This window comes from Psychrosphaera haliotis (assembly GCF_039523615.1).
Lineage (GTDB): Bacteria > Pseudomonadota > Gammaproteobacteria > Enterobacterales > Alteromonadaceae > Psychrosphaera > Psychrosphaera haliotis.
Window position 1 is genome coordinate 540,932 of sequence record NZ_BAAAFQ010000001.1, and the last position, 16,647, is coordinate 557,578.

Genomic DNA, 16,647 nt, shown 5'->3' on the forward strand with positions numbered 1-16,647 from the left:
AATGGACAAAAACAAATCATCAATTCTACTTACTGCGCTATGTATTGCTTTAATGCTTGTACAAGGCTGTGCACCTACAGGGCGTTATAAAGATAAGTATGATAGTGCGCCAGTTCGACCACCAACATTAACAGAACAACAAGACCCTCGAATAGTTCACGAGCCAGTAGGACGTGGCAACCTGCCATATAAAGTATTTGGTAAACATTACACACCAATGAAAGAACGTAGTCCTTTCTCACAAAAAGGCACTGCATCTTGGTACGGGAAAAAGTTTCATGGGCATCTAACATCAAACGGCGAAGTATATAATATGTTTGGTATGTCCGCTGCTCACAAAACACTGCCACTACCTAGCTATGTGCGAGTTACCAATTTAGCTAACAATAAATCAGCCATAGTGCGTGTAAACGACAGAGGCCCTTTCCACCAAGACCGAGTTATTGATCTCTCTTATGCGGCGGCGTTTAAAATTGGCGTATACGACACTGGCACTGCAAACGTTAACATTGAGTTAATTTTACCCGGAGAGGAACCTTTACCTACTGAGAGTAGTCTATATCAGGTTACCCTAACCGGTTTCAAAAATAAATTGGAAGCTAATGAGTCGCTTAAAGGCTTAACGATAATGTTAAACCATGATGCAGCAGTACATGAAAAAGACGAACAACATAAAGTTGTATTTGGTCCTTTTAAAAATAAAGTGCAAGCAACCGATTTAATTCAAAAAATAAAACAGTTTGGTTATCAATCTGTAAATCTAGAGAGTGTATTAGCGCCATAAACTGGACACGTAGCTTTGGTACATGGATAATACCGCTCTCAATTTTCTTTCTTTTAGCAAAAAACATGAATGGAACACAATGAATAAATTTTTACTCTCTCTGGTTAGTCTTTCGTCCCTAGCGTTTTCATATTTTGCAGAGGCAAAAGTACTAGTACCAAATCCACCTTCAGTGAATGCCAAAGCCTATATCTTAATGGACTTTGATACTGGAAAAGTATTAGCCGAAAAGAATGCGGATGAATTGCTGAACCCAGCTAGCTTAACAAAAATGATGACGAGCTACGTCATTGGTAAAGAAGTTCAAAAAGGTAACATCGCACTAACAGATATGGTGACGGTGAGCCGTAATGCTTGGGCAAAAAACTTTCCTGAATCTTCAAAAATGTTTATTGAAGTGGGTAAAGAAGTTTCTGTCGCTGATCTGAATAGAGGCATCATCATCCAGTCTGGTAATGACGCTTGTGTTGCAATGGCTGAACACATTGCTGGTAGTGAAGAACAGTTTGCTCAACTTATGAATTTGTATGGTGCAGACATTGGGTTATCTGACTCAAACTTTGTAAACAGCCACGGTTTAACCGCTGAAGGTCACCTTTCAACGGCTCGTGACATGGCAAAAATTGGTATCGCTTTGATTAGAGATGTACCAGAAGAATATGCTATCTATAAAGAAAAAGACTTCACTTACAACAATATTTCTCAAATAAACCGTAACAGCCTGTTATGGGACAAAAGCTTAAATGTTGATGGTATTAAAACCGGTCATACAGACGCTGCGGGTTATTCTTTAGTTGCTTCAGCAATGGAAGGTGAGATGCGCTTGATTTCAGTGGTAATGGGCGCTGAAAGCCAACGTGGTCGTAAAGTAGAAAGCAAAAAGCTGTTAAATTACGGTTTCCGTTTCTTCGAAACATTAACGGCATATGAAGCGGGTACTGAGTTTGCAAAACAAAGAATCTACATGGGCGATAAAGATCAAGTTCGTTTAGGTATAAATCAAAGTACACCTTTAACTATACCTCGTGGCTACCGTGAAAAACTAAAAGCGTCTTTCACCCTTGATAAACCATTAGAAGCCCCTATTAACAAGGGCGAAGTGGTTGGAACGTTAACAATCAAAATCGAAGACGATGTAGTTACTACTTACCCTCTTGTTGCACTTGACCAAGTCAATGAAGGTGGTTTGTTTAAGAAGGTAACTGATTACTTTAAAAAGAAATTTGAACTATAAAGTAAATTACGAGTAATGAGTCTAGGGAAGGCTTTTAAAAGGTATAAAAGATGACAGTTAAAGACACTAAATTTGATGAACTATTAGACTTCCCTTGCCACCAAACTTTTAAAGTTATGGGTGTGGCGCATGAAGAGCTGACAATTAAAATTGTAGAAGTATTACAAGACGTAGCGCCTGGCGACTTTTCTCCAAAAGAAAAGCCTAGCAGCAAAGGTAAATACAAGTCAGTTTCAATAAGTGTAAAAGTGACAAGTAAAGAACACATGGAACTGGTTTATAACCGATTAGGTGCCATCGACCTCGTTCGTGTTGTTCTGTAGATTACGGTTATTGAATGTCAGATATAAATAATAATATAGTCATCAGAAACATTGATACTGGAGACTACCAAGATATTTGGCAGTCAATGCAGTTGTTTACCGATACCCGTGACGAAAACGTTACGGATGAACTTTGGGTGGTTGAGCACAATCCAGTGTTTACTCAAGGTCAAGCAGGTAAAGAAGAGCACTTACTAGATACCGGTGACATTCCCGTAGTTAAAGTTGATAGAGGTGGGCAAGTTACCTATCACGGCCCTGGCCAGTTGGTAGTTTATTTGCTCATTAATCTACGAAGAAAAAAAATAGGCGTTCGAGACCTAGTGACATTAATCGAAAATGCGATTGTGGACATGCTAAAAAGTTTTGAAATTAGTGCCTATGCTAAAAAAGACGCACCTGGTGTGTATGTAGATGAGAAAAAAGTCGCATCACTTGGATTAAGAGTACGTAAAGGTTGTAGTTTTCATGGATTAGCGTTGAACGTTGACATGGACCTAGAACCTTTTTTGCGAATTAATCCGTGTGGTTATGCCGGCTTAGAAATGGTGCAAACCAGCCAAATAAATGGTCCAAAAACTATTCAAGAAGCAGCCAAACCGCTAACCGAATTGTTAGCTTCTGCCCTTGGCGCCTCTAACATTGACTATCAGCAAGGGTTACCAAACCTAGCGCTGACAGAAAAGAGAGCTGTATGACAACCGTTAAAACTTCTAAATTAGCCGCTGGCGTAAAATTACGTGACGCGGAAAAAATGGCCTTAATTCCCGTTAAAATCATGCCTTCTGAGCGTGATACTATGCTTAGAAAGCCAGATTGGTTAAAAATTCGCTTACCAAAATCAAGTGAAAAAATCGACAACATCAAAAAGGCGATGCGCAGTCAGGGTTTAAGCTCAGTATGTGAAGAAGCATCCTGCCCTAACCTACCTGAATGTTTTAATCACGGCACAGCAACATTTATGATTTTAGGCGATATTTGTACACGCCGTTGTCCGTTTTGTGATGTTGCTCACGGTCGACCTTTACCACCAAGTGCACAAGAACCTGAAAAACTAGCTCTAACCATTAAGGAAATGGGCTTAACCTACGTTGTTATTACCTCTGTTGACAGAGACGATCTTCGTGACGGTGGTGCTCAACACTTCGCTGATTGTGTTAAAGCAATTCGAGCGCACAACCCTGGAATTAAAGTAGAAATTTTGGTTCCTGACTTCCGTGGTCGTATGGATAAAGCACTTGAGATTTTATCTACTGCACCGCCAGATGTGTTCAACCACAATTTAGAAACTGCACCACGCCTTTATCGCTTAGCTCGACCTGGTGCTAACTACAAATGGTCACTAGACTTACTTAAACGTTTTAAAGAAATGCACCCTGAAGTTGATACCAAATCAGGCTTGATGGTTGGCTTAGGTGAGACAAACGAAGAGATTGTTGAAGTTCTTAGAGACCTAAGAGAACACAACGTAGATATGCTGACTATTGGTCAATACCTACAACCAAGCAAACACCATTTGCCGGTTGAACGATATGTACCGCCAGCTGAGTTTGACATCTTTAAACAAGAAGCTGATGACTTAGGCTTTAAGCACGCAGCATCAGGTCCATTTGTTCGTTCAAGCTATCACGCTGATAAACAAGCCGCTGGAGAGGAAGTTAAGTAACATGACTGAGCAAAGTTATTCAATTGGCACACCAGGAAAAAAATGGGGTGATGCAGAAAAGCATCAATGGCTGGCAAAACAGTTGGTGAAACGTTCTTATCAAGAACAAGTCGTCGCTAAACTGGCAAATTTGTCAACGCAATTTGAAACGCAGGAATATGGCTATTTAAAATATGCTGACCTTCCTGTTGTTAAAGATGCCGATAACTACCCATTATTTATTATCAAAAGTGTGAATTGGAATGATGAGCTCCCTACTGTATTGATTACAGGCGGTGTCCACGGCTATGAAACCAGCGGTGTTCAAGGCGCGTTAAGATTTGCCTTAGAACATGCAGGTAGTTATGGAAATAAGTTTAACTTTGTTATTGCGCCGTGTGTAAGCCCTTGGGGTTACGAAACAATTAATCGTTGGAACCCGCTTGCAGTGGATCCAAACCGTAGTTTTTTTGAAGGTTCAAAAGCGCAAGAAGCCACTTTGTTGATGCAATATCTAAAGCACAATGAAATTAAGCCTATTTGCCACATTGACCTGCATGAAACCACAGATACGGATAACTCAGAGTTTCGTCCGGCGTTGGCCTCTCGAGATGCAATTGAGCAAAAGAATTGGAATATTCCAGATGGTTTTTATCTTGTTGCTGATTCGCAAAACCCACAAGTAGAATTCCAGTCGGCCATTATTGAGTCAGTTAAAAAAGTAACTCATATAGCTCCAGCTGATGAAAATGATTGCTTAATTGGCGCACCACTTCAGCAGTTTGGCGTTATTGAATATGATGCTAGACCACTTGGGTTATGCATGGGTATGACAGATGCCGAATACAAAACAACAACGGAAGTTTATCCAGACAGCCCACTTGTTGATGATGAAAACTGCATAATGGCGCAAGTTGCTGTTATAACGGGCGCTTTGAATCACTTATTGTCACGTTAGCTTTGTAAGCTGGTAACTTGATCGAGTTAACCTTACAAATAAAAAAGGTCTGCATAAGCAGACCTTTTTGTTATCTAAAAACCAATTCTTTATGCGCTAACACGCTTATAAGGACGATATTCTGGAGTCCAGAAATTCTTTTCAATTCGGTTTTGTATCTCTTCGTCAGTAATCGAAAGTGCATGACCTTGTTCAATTGCTACCTTAGCAACGTTAAACGCAATTTCCTTACTTAACCTCGGTAAGTCCACTAGATCAGGTAATAACGCACCTTCACCTTTATTAACTAACGGTGAGTTTTGAGCCAATGTTTCGCTGGATGCCATGATCATTTCGTCAGATATAATCTTAGCACCAACCGCAAGTACACCAAGACCAATACCAGGGAAGATATAGGCATTATTACATTGAGCAATTTCAAAGGATTTACCTTCAAACTCAATCACATCAAATGGGCTACCGGTGGCTAGAATTGCATTACCGTCTGTCCAACTAATTACATCTTTAGGATGCGCTTCTATTTGTTTAATTGGATTACTAAGTGGGAAGATAATTGGTTGATTATCATTGCTGTACATGGTTTTAATCGCTTGCTCAGAAAACAGGCCCGGCACTCCAGATACACCTATTAGAATGCCTGGTTTTGCATTTTCCATTACTTCTACAAGTGATGGATATTGACCTTCAATTTCCCAGCTTTCATAGTCACGAGACTCTTGTGCTAACGCTTGTTGGAAGTCACGTAAATCATTCATGCCGTTTGTCACTAAGCCAAAACGGTCAATCATAAAGACTTTCTTACGTGCCTCTGCGTCTGTAAGCCCTTCTGCCACCATTTGCATAATAACTTGCTCAGCAATACCACAACCTGCTGAACCAGCACCAACAAAGGTAACATTCTGTTCAGACAGTTTTTTGTCTTTTTTACGACAGGCCGCTAATAAAGTTCCAACAGTCACCGCCGCAGTGCCTTGAATATCATCGTTAAAGCAGCAAACTTGGTTTCTGTATCGTTTTAATAATGGCATTGCATTAGGTTGAGCAAAGTCTTCAAACTGAATCATTACGCCCGGCCAGCGTTTTTGAGCTGCGGTAATGAACTTATCAACAAAAGCATCATATTCGTATTGGCTAACACGTTTATGTCGCTCGCCCATATACATAGGATCGTTAAGTAACTTAGGGTTGTTAGTACCTACATCAAGCGTAATAGGCATAGTATACGCTGGGCTAATACCACCGCAGGCGGTATACAAAGAAAGCTTACCAATCGGAATACCCATACCGCCAATACCTTGGTCACCTAAACCTAGTATCCTTTCGCCATCGGTCACCACAATTACTTTTACTTTTTGCTTAGTCGCATTTCGTAAAATATCGTCCATTTGGTCACGTTCTGTGTAGGAAATAAACAAGCCGCGGTTACTACGATATATATCAGAAAACTTCTCACATGCATCACCGACAGTAGGTGTGTAAATGATTGGCATCATTTCGGCGATATGTTGATTAACCAACTTAAAAAACAAGGTTTCGTTGCTGTCTTGAATTGCACGCAAGTAAATATGTTTATTAATCGGTTCTTGGAAACTTGAGTACTGTAAATAAGCTCGTTCTACCTGCTCTTCTATAGATTCATATCGAGGTGGTAACAGCCCCATTAGGTTAAAGTTGGTACGTTCTAATTTAGAAAATGCAGTGCCTTTATTTAGAAGTGGCGTTTCAATTAATGCAGGGCCTGCATAATGAATGTATAACGGACTTTTTTCAGCTTTTTGGTTCATATAGATCCCGAAAGAATGTGGGTCGGATGTTTTTGATTTACACCATAATTTACATGCAATTATAGTCAATTGTTAAAGCATAGTAGAGGATTAAGTAAAAGTTAAGGCACTGGTAATACCTGTTAAATCAACTTTTTAACTAAATATGGGTGTGTTTTAGGCTAAAGCGCGGAAAAACCGCACTTTGCCTATTATTAATAGTGCTAATTATTTGCTTTTAAAAATAACAAAACTTAGCGGAGCAAGTTCAAATTGATTTTCAGTGACTTTTGCTTCACCTAATACAAATTCAACATCGCCTGCCTTATTGTGTTTATATACCTTGCTTGTTGTTGACGAGTTATACACGACAACATATTTAGGCTGTCCTGCAATTTCACGTGAAAGCGCTAAAACACCAGGCTCAGCATTGTGCTCAATAACTTCCTGCTTACCTTTTCTTAGCACTTCATGCTGATGGTAAACCGCAGCATACTCAGCTAAAGACTGGTAAATAGGATGCGTTACATCAAAGTTATCATCTGCTGTTGTTTTATTTGTGCCATATAAGTTGTTGTCATTATAATCAGGTGTTAATGACGGCATCATGTCTTCACGAGCACCGCGATCGCCACCATCACCCGTAAATCCTTGCTCATCTCCGTAATATAGAACGGGAATGCCTCTAGCAAAATACATAAGAGAATTTGATAGTAAGAAACGTTTAATTTTTTCTTCTTCTGACGCCTCTGGCAACGACTGATCAAGCGTATAAGCAAGACGGCCAACATCGTGGTTACTAACAAAATTCATTAGATAGTCAGCGGAGCTGTTGTGGTCGTTGTAAAGGTGATCGTTGCTAAATAGATCTTGTAAATTATCTGTGCCTTTATCATAAGCAAATACGTCTTTTGTACGATACTGGAACGCGAAGTCTAGTACCGATGGAATATCGCCTTCCGTTGTAAACTTACTCAACTCTTTTGGATCGCCAGAATAAACTTCACCAAAAACAAAAAACTTAGGAATGCCTAACGATTTTGCATGCTCGATAATGGCCGGAGTAAATTGTTGCCAAAATTCCATATTAACGTGTTTAACGGTATCGATACGGAAGCCGTCTGGTTTAAATTCAGTGATTAAGTTATTAAAGATATCCGTCATGCCTTTTACAACTTCTGGGTTATCAGTATCTACGTCATCTAGTCCCATGAAGTCACCATAAACTGAGTTCTCGCCCTGCCAGGTACTATCACCTTGATTATGATAAAACTTAGGATCGTTTAACCAAGCGGGTGTTTTTAAGTCCTCATGCCCTTTGGGAATAAACGGTGTGTAACCTTTTCCCGCAGCTTTATCGGCTAAGCTAATGTACTCACACAACTGTGAAGAGGTACTAAACTGAGGTTTGTTTTCGCCATGGCACTCTTCATATTTAATAACGTCGGCCGTGTGGTTAGTAATGATGTCAAAAAACACTTTCATATTTTTAGCGTGCGCAGCGTCTATAAACTCTTTTAAATCGGCATTCGTCCCTAAGTGAGGGTCAATTTCTGTGAAATCTAGTGGCCAATAGCCGTGGTAACCAGACGAATCCCCTTGCACCGCTTGGTTTCTTAAAATAGGTGTTAACCAAATAGCAGATATGCCTAAACCTTTTAGATAATCTAAACGTTTTGTGAGGCCTTTAATGTCGCCGCCATGGTAATGACCATTACTTGTTTTATCAAAACCACCAGCACTTTCAGCGATTGTTTTAGAACCGTTATCATTGGACATATCGCCATTATCAAATCGGTCTGGCATAACAAAATAAAACACGTCGTCACGAACATCACGAGTTAGGTAGTGTTCGCTAAATTCACCATTAAACTGAATATTTTCCGACTGCTGTGCGTTATCGCTATCTGAGTTTTTAATTTGTACCGAACTGACACTTTTAGCCGCTGTGCTTTTTGTACTTTCATTAGCTGAGTCATTTGGATTATTACAACCTGTGATAACTAAACTCGCAAGAAGAGATAAGGAGATCACTGACGATTTACTGAAGCGCTGCTTTATTTTCATTATTATTGAGTTCCGAATTAAGTTCCGACAATCTAAATATTAGATATAACATAACGAATCGAAGGCCTTATGAAAATTAAAAACGTAACCACACTGCATGACTACGTATGTAATTCTTTGTTATTGGCGCCACGTAAGGTTAAATTGCGCTAATTGAACATAAATTCATTATGGATAGATCTACAATCGCCACAACAATGTAGATATACTCTCATTCCAAAATTTTAAATAGCACTCACGAGTACCCAATATGTTAGCAAAACGCATTATTCCTTGTTTAGACGTAAAAGACGGAAAAGTTGTTAAAGGCGTTCAATTTAGAAACCATGAAACCATTGGTGATATTGTGCCATTAGCTGAGCGTTATGCGTTGGAAGGTGCTGATGAATTGGTATTTTATGATATCACCGCGTCAAGTGACGTGCGTGTTGTAGATAAAAGCTGGGTGAGTCGTATTGCTAAAGTGATTGATATACCTTTTTGTGTCGCCGGTGGAATTAAAACCGTTGAACAAGCCGGTGAAATACTGTCTATGGGCGCCGATAAAATTTCCATTAACAGCCCTGCATTATTAAATCCAGAATTGATCACAGAGCTACACGATACCTACGGTCAACAATGTGTTGTTGTTGGCATAGACTCGTATTTTAATGCTGAGTCTGGCGAATATGAAGTGTATCAATTTACTGGCGATGAAAGCCGTACTCAAAACTCAGGCCGCAAAACGATTGATTGGGTAAAAGAAGTACAAGAACGCGGTGCCGGTGAGATAGTTTTAAACTGTATGAACCAAGATGGTGTGCGTCAGGGATACGATTTAAAACAACTTGAACTAGTTCGCGCTCACTGCAATGTGCCACTAATTGCGTCAGGCGGAGCGGGTGAAATGGTTCACTTTAAAGACGCTTATGAAATTGCAAACGTAGATGGAGCCTTAGCTGCCTCTGTGTTCCATAAAAAGATCATTGATATAAATGAACTTAAAGATTATTTAAATGAAGAAGGCATTGCCGTTCGACTTTAATAACCTATTATTTTTAATGCTAGGTATGGGGCAAAGGCAAAAACAAAGATCAAAATTTTGTATTGTCCCAAAATCTTTAAGTACATCGACTTTAGTTCTGCTTTCTCTAAACCAAATATGGCTTGATGAATTGAAAAAACCAGGCCTTCAAATAACGTTATGAATAAAAAGGCGATCGTAATTGCCGCAAAATGAATAACGGACATCCAGCCAAATAACGTTGTGAGTTCTTGAATAGTCATCGCCACTTCCTTTTAAAATTAATCTTGCTGCTATTAACTATTAACTATTAACTATTAACTATTAACTATTAACTATTAACTATTAACTATTAACTATTAACTATTAACTATTAAAAATAATAGTTCTTATCACATGATAGTTGAATATTAATCGCCTTTCGAAAGCCTAATTAACTTTCCAGAGTCAGTAAGCAACAATAATCGGCCTTGCTTATCTTCCGTTATGTCGCGTAAACGCTCGTCAAATGACTTCAAAAAAGTTTGTTCCGAATCCAACATCAAACCGCTGTGACTTTTAGAAACAAATTCACCCGACTGAATAACGTTCTCTGCACTGCCTTTTGAGTTTGAGTTTGAGTTTGAGTTTGAGTTTGAGTTTTCAGAAGGTTTTAATGACACCACGCGCATTTCACGATATTTCAAGGCTGTATTGACCAACTGACCTTTAAATTCAGGAAACTCTTCGCCGCTGTATACCAGCATAGAACCAGGCGCTATTGAAGGTGTCCAATTCACTAGTGGTGACTCCAACCCTTCCATTTGATGATGTGGAGTAATTTCAAACCCAGTGTAATCTATGCCGTAGGTAATTTTGGGCCAGCCATAGTTTAATTTAGGTTTGATAATATTAATTTCATCGCCGCCTTTAGGACCATGCTCATTTGAAAACAACAACTCGCGTTGATTATCATAAAATAAACCTTGTGGGTTTCGGTGTCCGTATGAGTATATTTCTGGAAGCGCGCCTTTTGTTTTTATAAAAGGATTGTCAGCAGGGACAGAGCCGTCATCGTTTAGGCGGATAATTTTACCTAAGTGTGAATCTAATTTCTGTGCATCATCCATGTAAGAGTACCCATCGCCAACCCCAAATACTAACGTTTGATCAGGTAAAAACGCCATACGTCCTGCAAAATGGTACGTCGCTGCTTTTTGAGGTGAGGCTCTGAATAGGAATTTTATGTCGGTAAGTTCAAAACCAAATGGTTTACTGCTTTTGTTATTTGAAGGTTGAGACTGATTTAAAACGATCTTTGCCCTTACCAACGTTGTCCCGTTAGAAAATTTATGGCCTGATGCAAATGTGACATAAACCCAATGATTTTCTGCGAACTTAGGATGCGCGATGACATCAAGCATACCGCCTTGACCGCTTTCATAAACACTATCTTCTAACTGTTTGTTTGCGTTCGACATTGTCGACGTCTGGTTATCCCAAATACGAAGCGCGCCGTTACGTTCCGTAATGATAAAACGCTCATTAGGCAAAGCCGCGATGCCCCAGGGCTTATGTAAACCATCAAACAAAATCGAAACTTTAGGAGCACTATTTTCCTTGTCACTTGTTTTGCTACTATCCTTGGCACTTGCCTCGTCATTTGTCTCGCCACTAGCTAAAGAATACGTTAATAGTGGTGCGGATGAAATTTCAGCGGCTTGGAATTCAGCTGAACAGACAGCTGACGTCACTAATAACGCGAAGCTACTAACTAATTGAAAACTAAAACTGCCGCGTACTTGATGTGGCTTTTTAGCCTTTTTTATGGAACTTACTAGTTCGTTCAGCCTGTTATTTTTAGAAAAAAAGAACATTCGCATTCCCTATTTAGTTTTAGTTTTAGTTTTAGTTTTAGTTTTAGTTTTAGTTTTAGTTTTAGTTTTAGTTTTAGTTTTAGTTTTAGTTTTAGTTTTAGTTTTAGTTTTAGTTTTAGTTTTTCAGATTATTAACATTAACTGCTTTTCGGTCTAAAGTAATCGGTATTGTCGTAAAAGTCTGCCGCCTCATTTCCATCATACCAAGTTGGTACTCCTAGCAAAGGCAGCGGTGAAAGCTCAGAGTTATCTTTCAGTGCTCCAGACTTGATTTTGGCGGCCAAGCGCTCATCAAGCAGTCTATATTGAACATTCTTTGGCAAACCTAAAATTTCTGCACTGCTGTCAATTACTAACCATTTGCCAGTAAGGCCAATAAAGGGTTTTGTTAACATCTCATAATTTGCATGACCAAATTGATAAGCCGCTACTCCATCACCCTCGGCTGATTGCCAGTGGGCCTTCATCTCTACAAAAGCCTTTTTCCAATCATGACTTTTTAACGCGTCTAACAAAGTTTGATTTTTTGTTACTAATACAACCCCACACTCGTCAAATAACGTCAGAGCATTTCGTTGTTTAGAACGCTCTTGTGAATCAGAGGACTTGATATCGAGATAATGTAATTCATTAATTAACGCTTTGGTCCTTGGGTATAAGCTCCAAACAATGGCACCAAACACGTCGTGCCAGCTTTCCTTTCTGGTTGGAACTTGGCCCGTTTCGTAAATAAACGTTTCATACTCTACGGCGTTGTAATCTTTGCTTGCTGCTTGCTCTACAAAACGAATAGTTTTGCCATTTTTGTTTTCTACTTCGTAGGGAAGCAACGAATCTAAAGCAGCGCAAGAAGGCCACTGCACCCAATCATCAAAGGCGGCGACGTGATTAATGTCATTAAAACAGCCTTGGTCAGCAAACTCTGTGGTCCAATGGGTAAAACTAGAAAACTTCTTCATTTCGTCTCAAATCCCTACAAACAGATAATAAAAACGACTCGAATTACAAATCGTTCTGGAATATAGTCTTAATATAGCTGTAATGATAACGCAGCTAAGCGTATGTTTTAATTTAAAAGGGAAATAATAATGATAAAAAAACTAGCCGCCCTCTCCTTCTTGGCTATTCAACCCGCTATGGCGGCAGATAACGACTTCGATAAAGCGTATCAATCTATTAGCGAAGCCGATTTAAAAGTGCACGTAAAAGAAATTGCTGCTGATAAATACATGGGCCGCTTACCAACTGGTCCAGGCGAAAAGCTTCTACTGGATTATCTAACCAAACAGTTTACTTCTTATGGTTTTGTTCCTGGTAATGGCGATAGCTTTTTACAACCGGTAGACCTAGTAGAAATAACTGCCGCTGATGATCAAGTGCTGACTATTGGTGGTAAAGATTATCAATATCGCAAAGACATGGTTATGGGCACGAGCCGCACCAGTGAGTTTGAAGAAATAAAAGACTCGGAACTGGTTTTTGTTGGTTACGGCATTAATGCGCCTGAATACGACTGGAATGACTATGCTGGTATAGACATGAAGGGCAAAACCGCCGTTATTTTAGTAAACGATCCTGGTTTTGAGTCTGGAGACGCTTCTAAATTCCAAGGCAAGACAATGACCTATTATGGTCGTTGGACTTATAAATATGAAGAAGCTAGCCGTCAAGGTGCTGCTGGCGCCATTATTATTCATGAAGACGCACCGGCTTCGTATCCTTGGAGCGTTGTAGAAAACTCTTGGACAGGCCCACAATATGGCTTATTTAAAGCCGATGGTAATAAATCGCGCGTTAACGTAGAAGGCTGGGTTCAAGCTTCTGTAGCACGAGAACTATTTAGCAAGGCTGGTTTAAACTTTGCCAAACTAAAACAGCAAGCCATGAGCAAACCAACTAATGTTGACTTAGGTGACCTAACGGCGACAGTTAAAGTTAAATCAACGGTGAAACCGTCAAAAAGCTATAACTTTATTGCAACGTTACCAGGAACTAAACGTCCTGATGAGCATGTGATCTATACCGCGCATTGGGATCATATTGGCGTAGATAAAAACAAAAAAGGCGACCAGATATATAACGGCGCCCATGATAACGCGACCGGTATTGGTGGCGTACTAGAAATTGCACAAGCTTTTTCAACACTAAAAAACAAACCTGAACGTTCAGTCTCAATATTAGCGGTAACGGCAGAAGAGCAAGGTTTACTAGGCTCTAAGTATTACGCGCAAAACCCAATCATTCCACTGACTAAAACCGTTGCTAACATTAATATGGATAGCTTAAACGTATTAGGTAAAGTGAAAGAGATCAGCGTTCAAGGTAAAGGTAAATCAGAAATGGACAACTACCTTGCTACAGCTGTCAAAAAACAAGACCGAACATTAATTGAAGGCGATAACCCGTCTGCTGGATATTATTACCGTTCTGACCACTTTAACTTTGCCAAAGTAGGTATTCCTGCACTTTATGCCGGCGGTGGCGCTACACCGATTGATGCTAAAACTGCAGAGTATCGCAAAAAAATGAGCTTGATTGTACGTGGCTGTTATCACCAACCATGTGACAAATACAGAGAGAGCTGGGACTTATCAGGTGCGCAACAAGACGTGCAATTGTTCTTTGATGTTGGCTATCAAATTGCAAATGACGATAAGTGGCCTGCGTGGTCAAAAGGCGCTGAGTTTAAACGTCCGAGCAAATAAGCTTTATCTTAACCACTTGCGTTAAGTAATCACGTTAACTGCTTGCGTTCATAAACATACGTAATCTTTCAAAATTTAATCAGGGCAGCAACCGCTGCCCTTTTTTGTTACCCGTTCAACAGAATTTTTGTTATACAACTATCGGTTAATTTAAAACAAAATTGCTCAAGAAAACAGCACCCAGCCTCCTGAACCAAAAAATAACGAACTTCCCATTAATCTTTGCTTGTCTTCACATTTTACCCATGGCAGTCTGAATTCAGAGCAAAATTTAAAGTAGATGCTCTAAATATAAAACAAGTAACGAACGTTGTTTTGTCGCGCCGACTCACAAACTTCGTCCGTGTGAATTTCGATAACTAAGAATAAAATGGAGTGAACTCACTTATGTGTTCAATTTTCGGTATTTTAGACATCACTACTGATGTCGCTGAATTACGCCCAAAGGCGTTAGAATTATCTGGTCTGTTAAGACACCGTGGCCCTGACTGGTCTGGTATCTGGAGTAATAACAACGCGATTTTAGCCCACGAACGTTTGGCTATTGTCGATTTAGAGAATGGCGCGCAACCTCTAATAAATAACAATCGAAATCACATCTTGGCCGTTAACGGTGAAATATATAATCACAAGCAGTTAGAAGCTGCGTTGACAACTGACTATGCCTTTCAAACACAATCTGACTGTGAAGTTATTTTGGCTTTATACCAACAGCAAGGCATTTCATTTATTGACCAGCTTGAAGGCATGTTTGCCTTTATCCTTTTTGACGAAAGTGACGGCAGCTACTTAATAACACGCGATCATTTAGGGATCATTCCACTTTATTATGGTTATGACGTACATGGACAACTTTACGTCGCGTCTGAAATGAAAGCCCTAGTACCGGCTTGTAAATCTGTATTTGAATTTCCTCCTGGGCATTATCTTTCTTCAAATGAACAAAAAGGCGAGTCATCTCTTAAGTTTACTCGTTATTACCAACGCGAGTGGACGGATTTTGACAATATTAAGTCAGCCGGCGGCGACGCTAAACTAGTTCACGATGCATTAACCGACGCAGTGCGTTCACACATGATGTCCGACGTACCTTATGGCGTGTTACTTTCTGGCGGTCTTGATTCATCGGTTATCGCTGCCGTTGCACAAAAATTTGCACAAAAGCGCATTGAAGATGAAGGTCAAAGTAAAGCGTGGTGGCCTCAACTTCATAGTTTTGCTGTAGGCCTAAAAGGTGCTCCCGATTTAATTGCCGCTCAAAAAGTGGCGGATCACATTGGCACAATTCATCACGAACTTAACTACACAGTTCAAGAAGGGATTGACGCCATACGTGATGTAATTTACTTCTTAGAAACCTATGACGTCACTACTATTCGTGCCTCTACACCAATGTATTTAATGTCTAGAAAAATTAAAGCCATGGGCATTAAGATGGTGTTATCTGGAGAAGGCGCTGATGAAGTATTTGGCGGTTACCTATATTTCCATAAAGCGCCAAACGCAAAAGAGTTTCATGAAGAAACCGTTCGTAAGCTTGACCGTTTACATATGTTTGACTGTGCCCGTGCAAACAAGTCAATGTCTGCTTGGGGCGTTGAGGCAAGAGTGCCATTCCTAGATAAAACCTTTTTAGACAAAGCCATGTCAATTAACCCTGAGTTAAAAATGTGTGGCGAGCATGCCCCTCGTTTAAATGAAGGCGAAGCCGGCTATGGTAAAAACGGCGTGAAAATGGAAAAGCATATCGTTCGTGAGGCGTTTAAAGACTATTTACCTGCTGAGGTTTTATGGCGCCAAAAAGAACAGTTCTCGGATGGTGTCGGTTACAACTGGATAGATTCTTTGGTTGAACAGGCAGAAGCCCAAGTGACAGACCAAATGATGGCAAGTGCTGAGTTTAGGTTTCCTCACAATACGCCTCAAACTAAAGAAGCTTATTTTTATCGAACTATCTTTGAGCAACACTTCCCGTTAGATTCTGCGGCAGAATGTGTACCTGGCGGAAAGTCAGTGGCATGTTCCACTCCAGAGGCATTGGCGTGGGATAAAAAGTTTAGCGAAAATGCCGACCCTTCTGGTCGTGCTATGTTTGATATCCACCAGCAAGGCTACGACGACAAATCAGCCTAACGGATAGTAAATTTAACGCCCAATTATTTGGGCGTTTTTATTTCGAAGTTTTTGTTTGAGTTAGAAATTCAAACCTCCAGTATTTAACCTTTAATTTCAAACTTTTCCTGTTTGCCCATTAATATTTACCTATTACTTTACTCGTGTTAATTTTTGGCTGTTAAAGTTAATTAACC

The 16,647-nt window shown here is 39.9% G+C and carries 14 protein-coding genes; 9 read left to right on the top strand and 5 right to left on the bottom strand.

The genetic code is table 11. The annotated features are described in order from the left end of the window. Window position 1: 1 nt before the first annotated feature. The 6 genes from ABD009_RS02400 to ABD009_RS02425 all read left to right on the top strand — a co-directional run bounded on the left by ABD009_RS02400 (window position 2) and on the right by ABD009_RS02425 (window position 4,944). On the top strand, window positions 2-784 hold the full coding sequence (locus ABD009_RS02400) for a septal ring lytic transglycosylase RlpA family protein (RefSeq protein WP_343822407.1): 783 nt from the start codon (window positions 2-4) through the stop codon (window positions 782-784). A 79-nt stretch (window positions 785-863) separates the two neighbouring features. Continuing rightward, window positions 864-2,018, top strand: coding sequence for a serine hydrolase (locus tag ABD009_RS02405; RefSeq protein ID WP_155695181.1), 1,155 nt, complete (start codon window positions 864-866; stop codon window positions 2,016-2,018). Window positions 2,019-2,068: 50 nt separating this feature from the next. Further along, complete coding sequence (gene ybeD / locus ABD009_RS02410) at window positions 2,069-2,341, top strand: DUF493 family protein YbeD (protein WP_155695182.1); 273 nt, start codon at window positions 2,069-2,071, stop codon at window positions 2,339-2,341. A 14-nt stretch (window positions 2,342-2,355) separates the two neighbouring features. After that, on the top strand, window positions 2,356-3,039 hold the full coding sequence (gene lipB / locus ABD009_RS02415) for a lipoyl(octanoyl) transferase LipB (RefSeq protein WP_343822408.1): 684 nt from the start codon (window positions 2,356-2,358) through the stop codon (window positions 3,037-3,039). Continuing rightward, complete coding sequence (lipA, locus tag ABD009_RS02420) at window positions 3,036-4,007, top strand: lipoyl synthase (protein ID WP_155695184.1); 972 nt, start codon at window positions 3,036-3,038, stop codon at window positions 4,005-4,007. The genes lipB and lipA overlap by 4 nt, the downstream gene beginning before the upstream one ends. A 1-nt stretch (window position 4,008) precedes the next feature. Then, complete coding sequence (locus ABD009_RS02425; RefSeq protein ID WP_343822409.1) at window positions 4,009-4,944, top strand: M14 family metallopeptidase; 936 nt, start codon at window positions 4,009-4,011, stop codon at window positions 4,942-4,944. An 89-nt stretch (window positions 4,945-5,033) separates the two neighbouring features. Here ABD009_RS02425 and ABD009_RS02430 read toward each other — a convergent pair whose 3' ends face one another. Further along, complete coding sequence (locus ABD009_RS02430) at window positions 5,034-6,728, bottom strand: NAD-dependent malic enzyme (RefSeq protein ID WP_343822410.1); 1,695 nt, start codon at window positions 6,726-6,728, stop codon at window positions 5,034-5,036. A 207-nt stretch (window positions 6,729-6,935) separates the two neighbouring features. Continuing rightward, a complete protein-coding gene (locus ABD009_RS02435; protein ID WP_343822411.1) occupies window positions 6,936-8,774 on the bottom strand; it encodes an alpha-amylase family glycosyl hydrolase in 1,839 nt (612 codons plus the stop codon). 250 nt (window positions 8,775-9,024) lie between these two features. On the opposite strand from ABD009_RS02435, the gene hisF reads away from it, so the two are divergent. Further along, complete coding sequence (gene hisF / locus ABD009_RS02440; RefSeq protein ID WP_343822412.1) at window positions 9,025-9,798, top strand: imidazole glycerol phosphate synthase subunit HisF; 774 nt, start codon at window positions 9,025-9,027, stop codon at window positions 9,796-9,798. On the opposite strand, the gene ABD009_RS02445 is transcribed toward hisF, so the two are convergent. The 3 genes from ABD009_RS02445 to ABD009_RS02455 all read right to left on the bottom strand — a co-directional run bounded on the left by ABD009_RS02445 (window position 9,795) and on the right by ABD009_RS02455 (window position 12,592). Next, complete coding sequence (locus ABD009_RS02445; protein ID WP_343822413.1) at window positions 9,795-10,040, bottom strand: DUF6868 family protein; 246 nt, start codon at window positions 10,038-10,040, stop codon at window positions 9,795-9,797. The genes hisF and ABD009_RS02445 overlap by 4 nt on opposite strands. A gap of 147 nt (window positions 10,041-10,187) precedes the next feature. After that, window positions 10,188-11,633, bottom strand: coding sequence for a PQQ-dependent sugar dehydrogenase (locus ABD009_RS02450; protein ID WP_343822414.1), 1,446 nt, complete (start codon window positions 11,631-11,633; stop codon window positions 10,188-10,190). 137 nt (window positions 11,634-11,770) lie between these two features. Continuing rightward, window positions 11,771-12,592 (bottom strand): DUF3025 domain-containing protein, encoded by an 822-nt coding sequence (locus ABD009_RS02455; protein WP_343822415.1) that lies wholly within the window; start codon window positions 12,590-12,592, stop codon window positions 11,771-11,773. A gap of 129 nt (window positions 12,593-12,721) precedes the next feature. Between ABD009_RS02455 and ABD009_RS02460 the strand changes: the two genes are divergently transcribed. Together ABD009_RS02460 and asnB are read left to right on the top strand one after the other, a co-directional pair. Then, window positions 12,722-14,338, top strand: a complete 1,617-nt coding sequence (locus ABD009_RS02460; RefSeq protein WP_425543055.1) for a M28 family metallopeptidase — start codon at window positions 12,722-12,724, stop codon at window positions 14,336-14,338. Between the two features lie 387 nt (window positions 14,339-14,725). After that, window positions 14,726-16,471 (top strand): asparagine synthase B, encoded by a 1,746-nt coding sequence (gene asnB, locus ABD009_RS02465; protein ID WP_343822416.1) that lies wholly within the window; start codon window positions 14,726-14,728, stop codon window positions 16,469-16,471. Window positions 16,472-16,647 lie beyond the last annotated feature (176 nt).

Excerpts from the sequence above, each read along its gene's own strand:
- ABD009_RS02400 (WP_343822407.1), top strand. The coding sequence starts at position 2 with ATGGACAAAAACAAATCATCAATTCTACTTACTGCGCTATGTATTGCT.
- ABD009_RS02405 (WP_155695181.1), top strand. The coding sequence starts at position 864 with ATGAATAAATTTTTACTCTCTCTGGTTAGTCTTTCGTCCCTAGCGTTT.
- ybeD (WP_155695182.1), top strand. The coding sequence starts at position 2,069 with ATGACAGTTAAAGACACTAAATTTGATGAACTATTAGACTTCCCTTGC.
- lipB (WP_343822408.1), top strand. The coding sequence starts at position 2,356 with ATGTCAGATATAAATAATAATATAGTCATCAGAAACATTGATACTGGA.
- lipA (WP_155695184.1), top strand. The coding sequence starts at position 3,036 with ATGACAACCGTTAAAACTTCTAAATTAGCCGCTGGCGTAAAATTACGT.
- ABD009_RS02425 (WP_343822409.1), top strand. The coding sequence starts at position 4,009 with ATGACTGAGCAAAGTTATTCAATTGGCACACCAGGAAAAAAATGGGGT.
- ABD009_RS02430 (WP_343822410.1), bottom strand. The coding sequence starts at position 6,728 with ATGAACCAAAAAGCTGAAAAAAGTCCGTTATACATTCATTATGCAGGC.
- ABD009_RS02435 (WP_343822411.1), bottom strand. The coding sequence starts at position 8,774 with ATGAAAATAAAGCAGCGCTTCAGTAAATCGTCAGTGATCTCCTTATCT.
- hisF (WP_343822412.1), top strand. The coding sequence starts at position 9,025 with ATGTTAGCAAAACGCATTATTCCTTGTTTAGACGTAAAAGACGGAAAA.
- ABD009_RS02445 (WP_343822413.1), bottom strand. The coding sequence starts at position 10,040 with ATGACTATTCAAGAACTCACAACGTTATTTGGCTGGATGTCCGTTATT.
- ABD009_RS02450 (WP_343822414.1), bottom strand. The coding sequence starts at position 11,633 with ATGTTCTTTTTTTCTAAAAATAACAGGCTGAACGAACTAGTAAGTTCC.
- ABD009_RS02455 (WP_343822415.1), bottom strand. The coding sequence starts at position 12,592 with ATGAAGAAGTTTTCTAGTTTTACCCATTGGACCACAGAGTTTGCTGAC.
- ABD009_RS02460 (WP_425543055.1), top strand. The coding sequence starts at position 12,722 with ATGATAAAAAAACTAGCCGCCCTCTCCTTCTTGGCTATTCAACCCGCT.
- asnB (WP_343822416.1), top strand. The coding sequence starts at position 14,726 with ATGTGTTCAATTTTCGGTATTTTAGACATCACTACTGATGTCGCTGAA.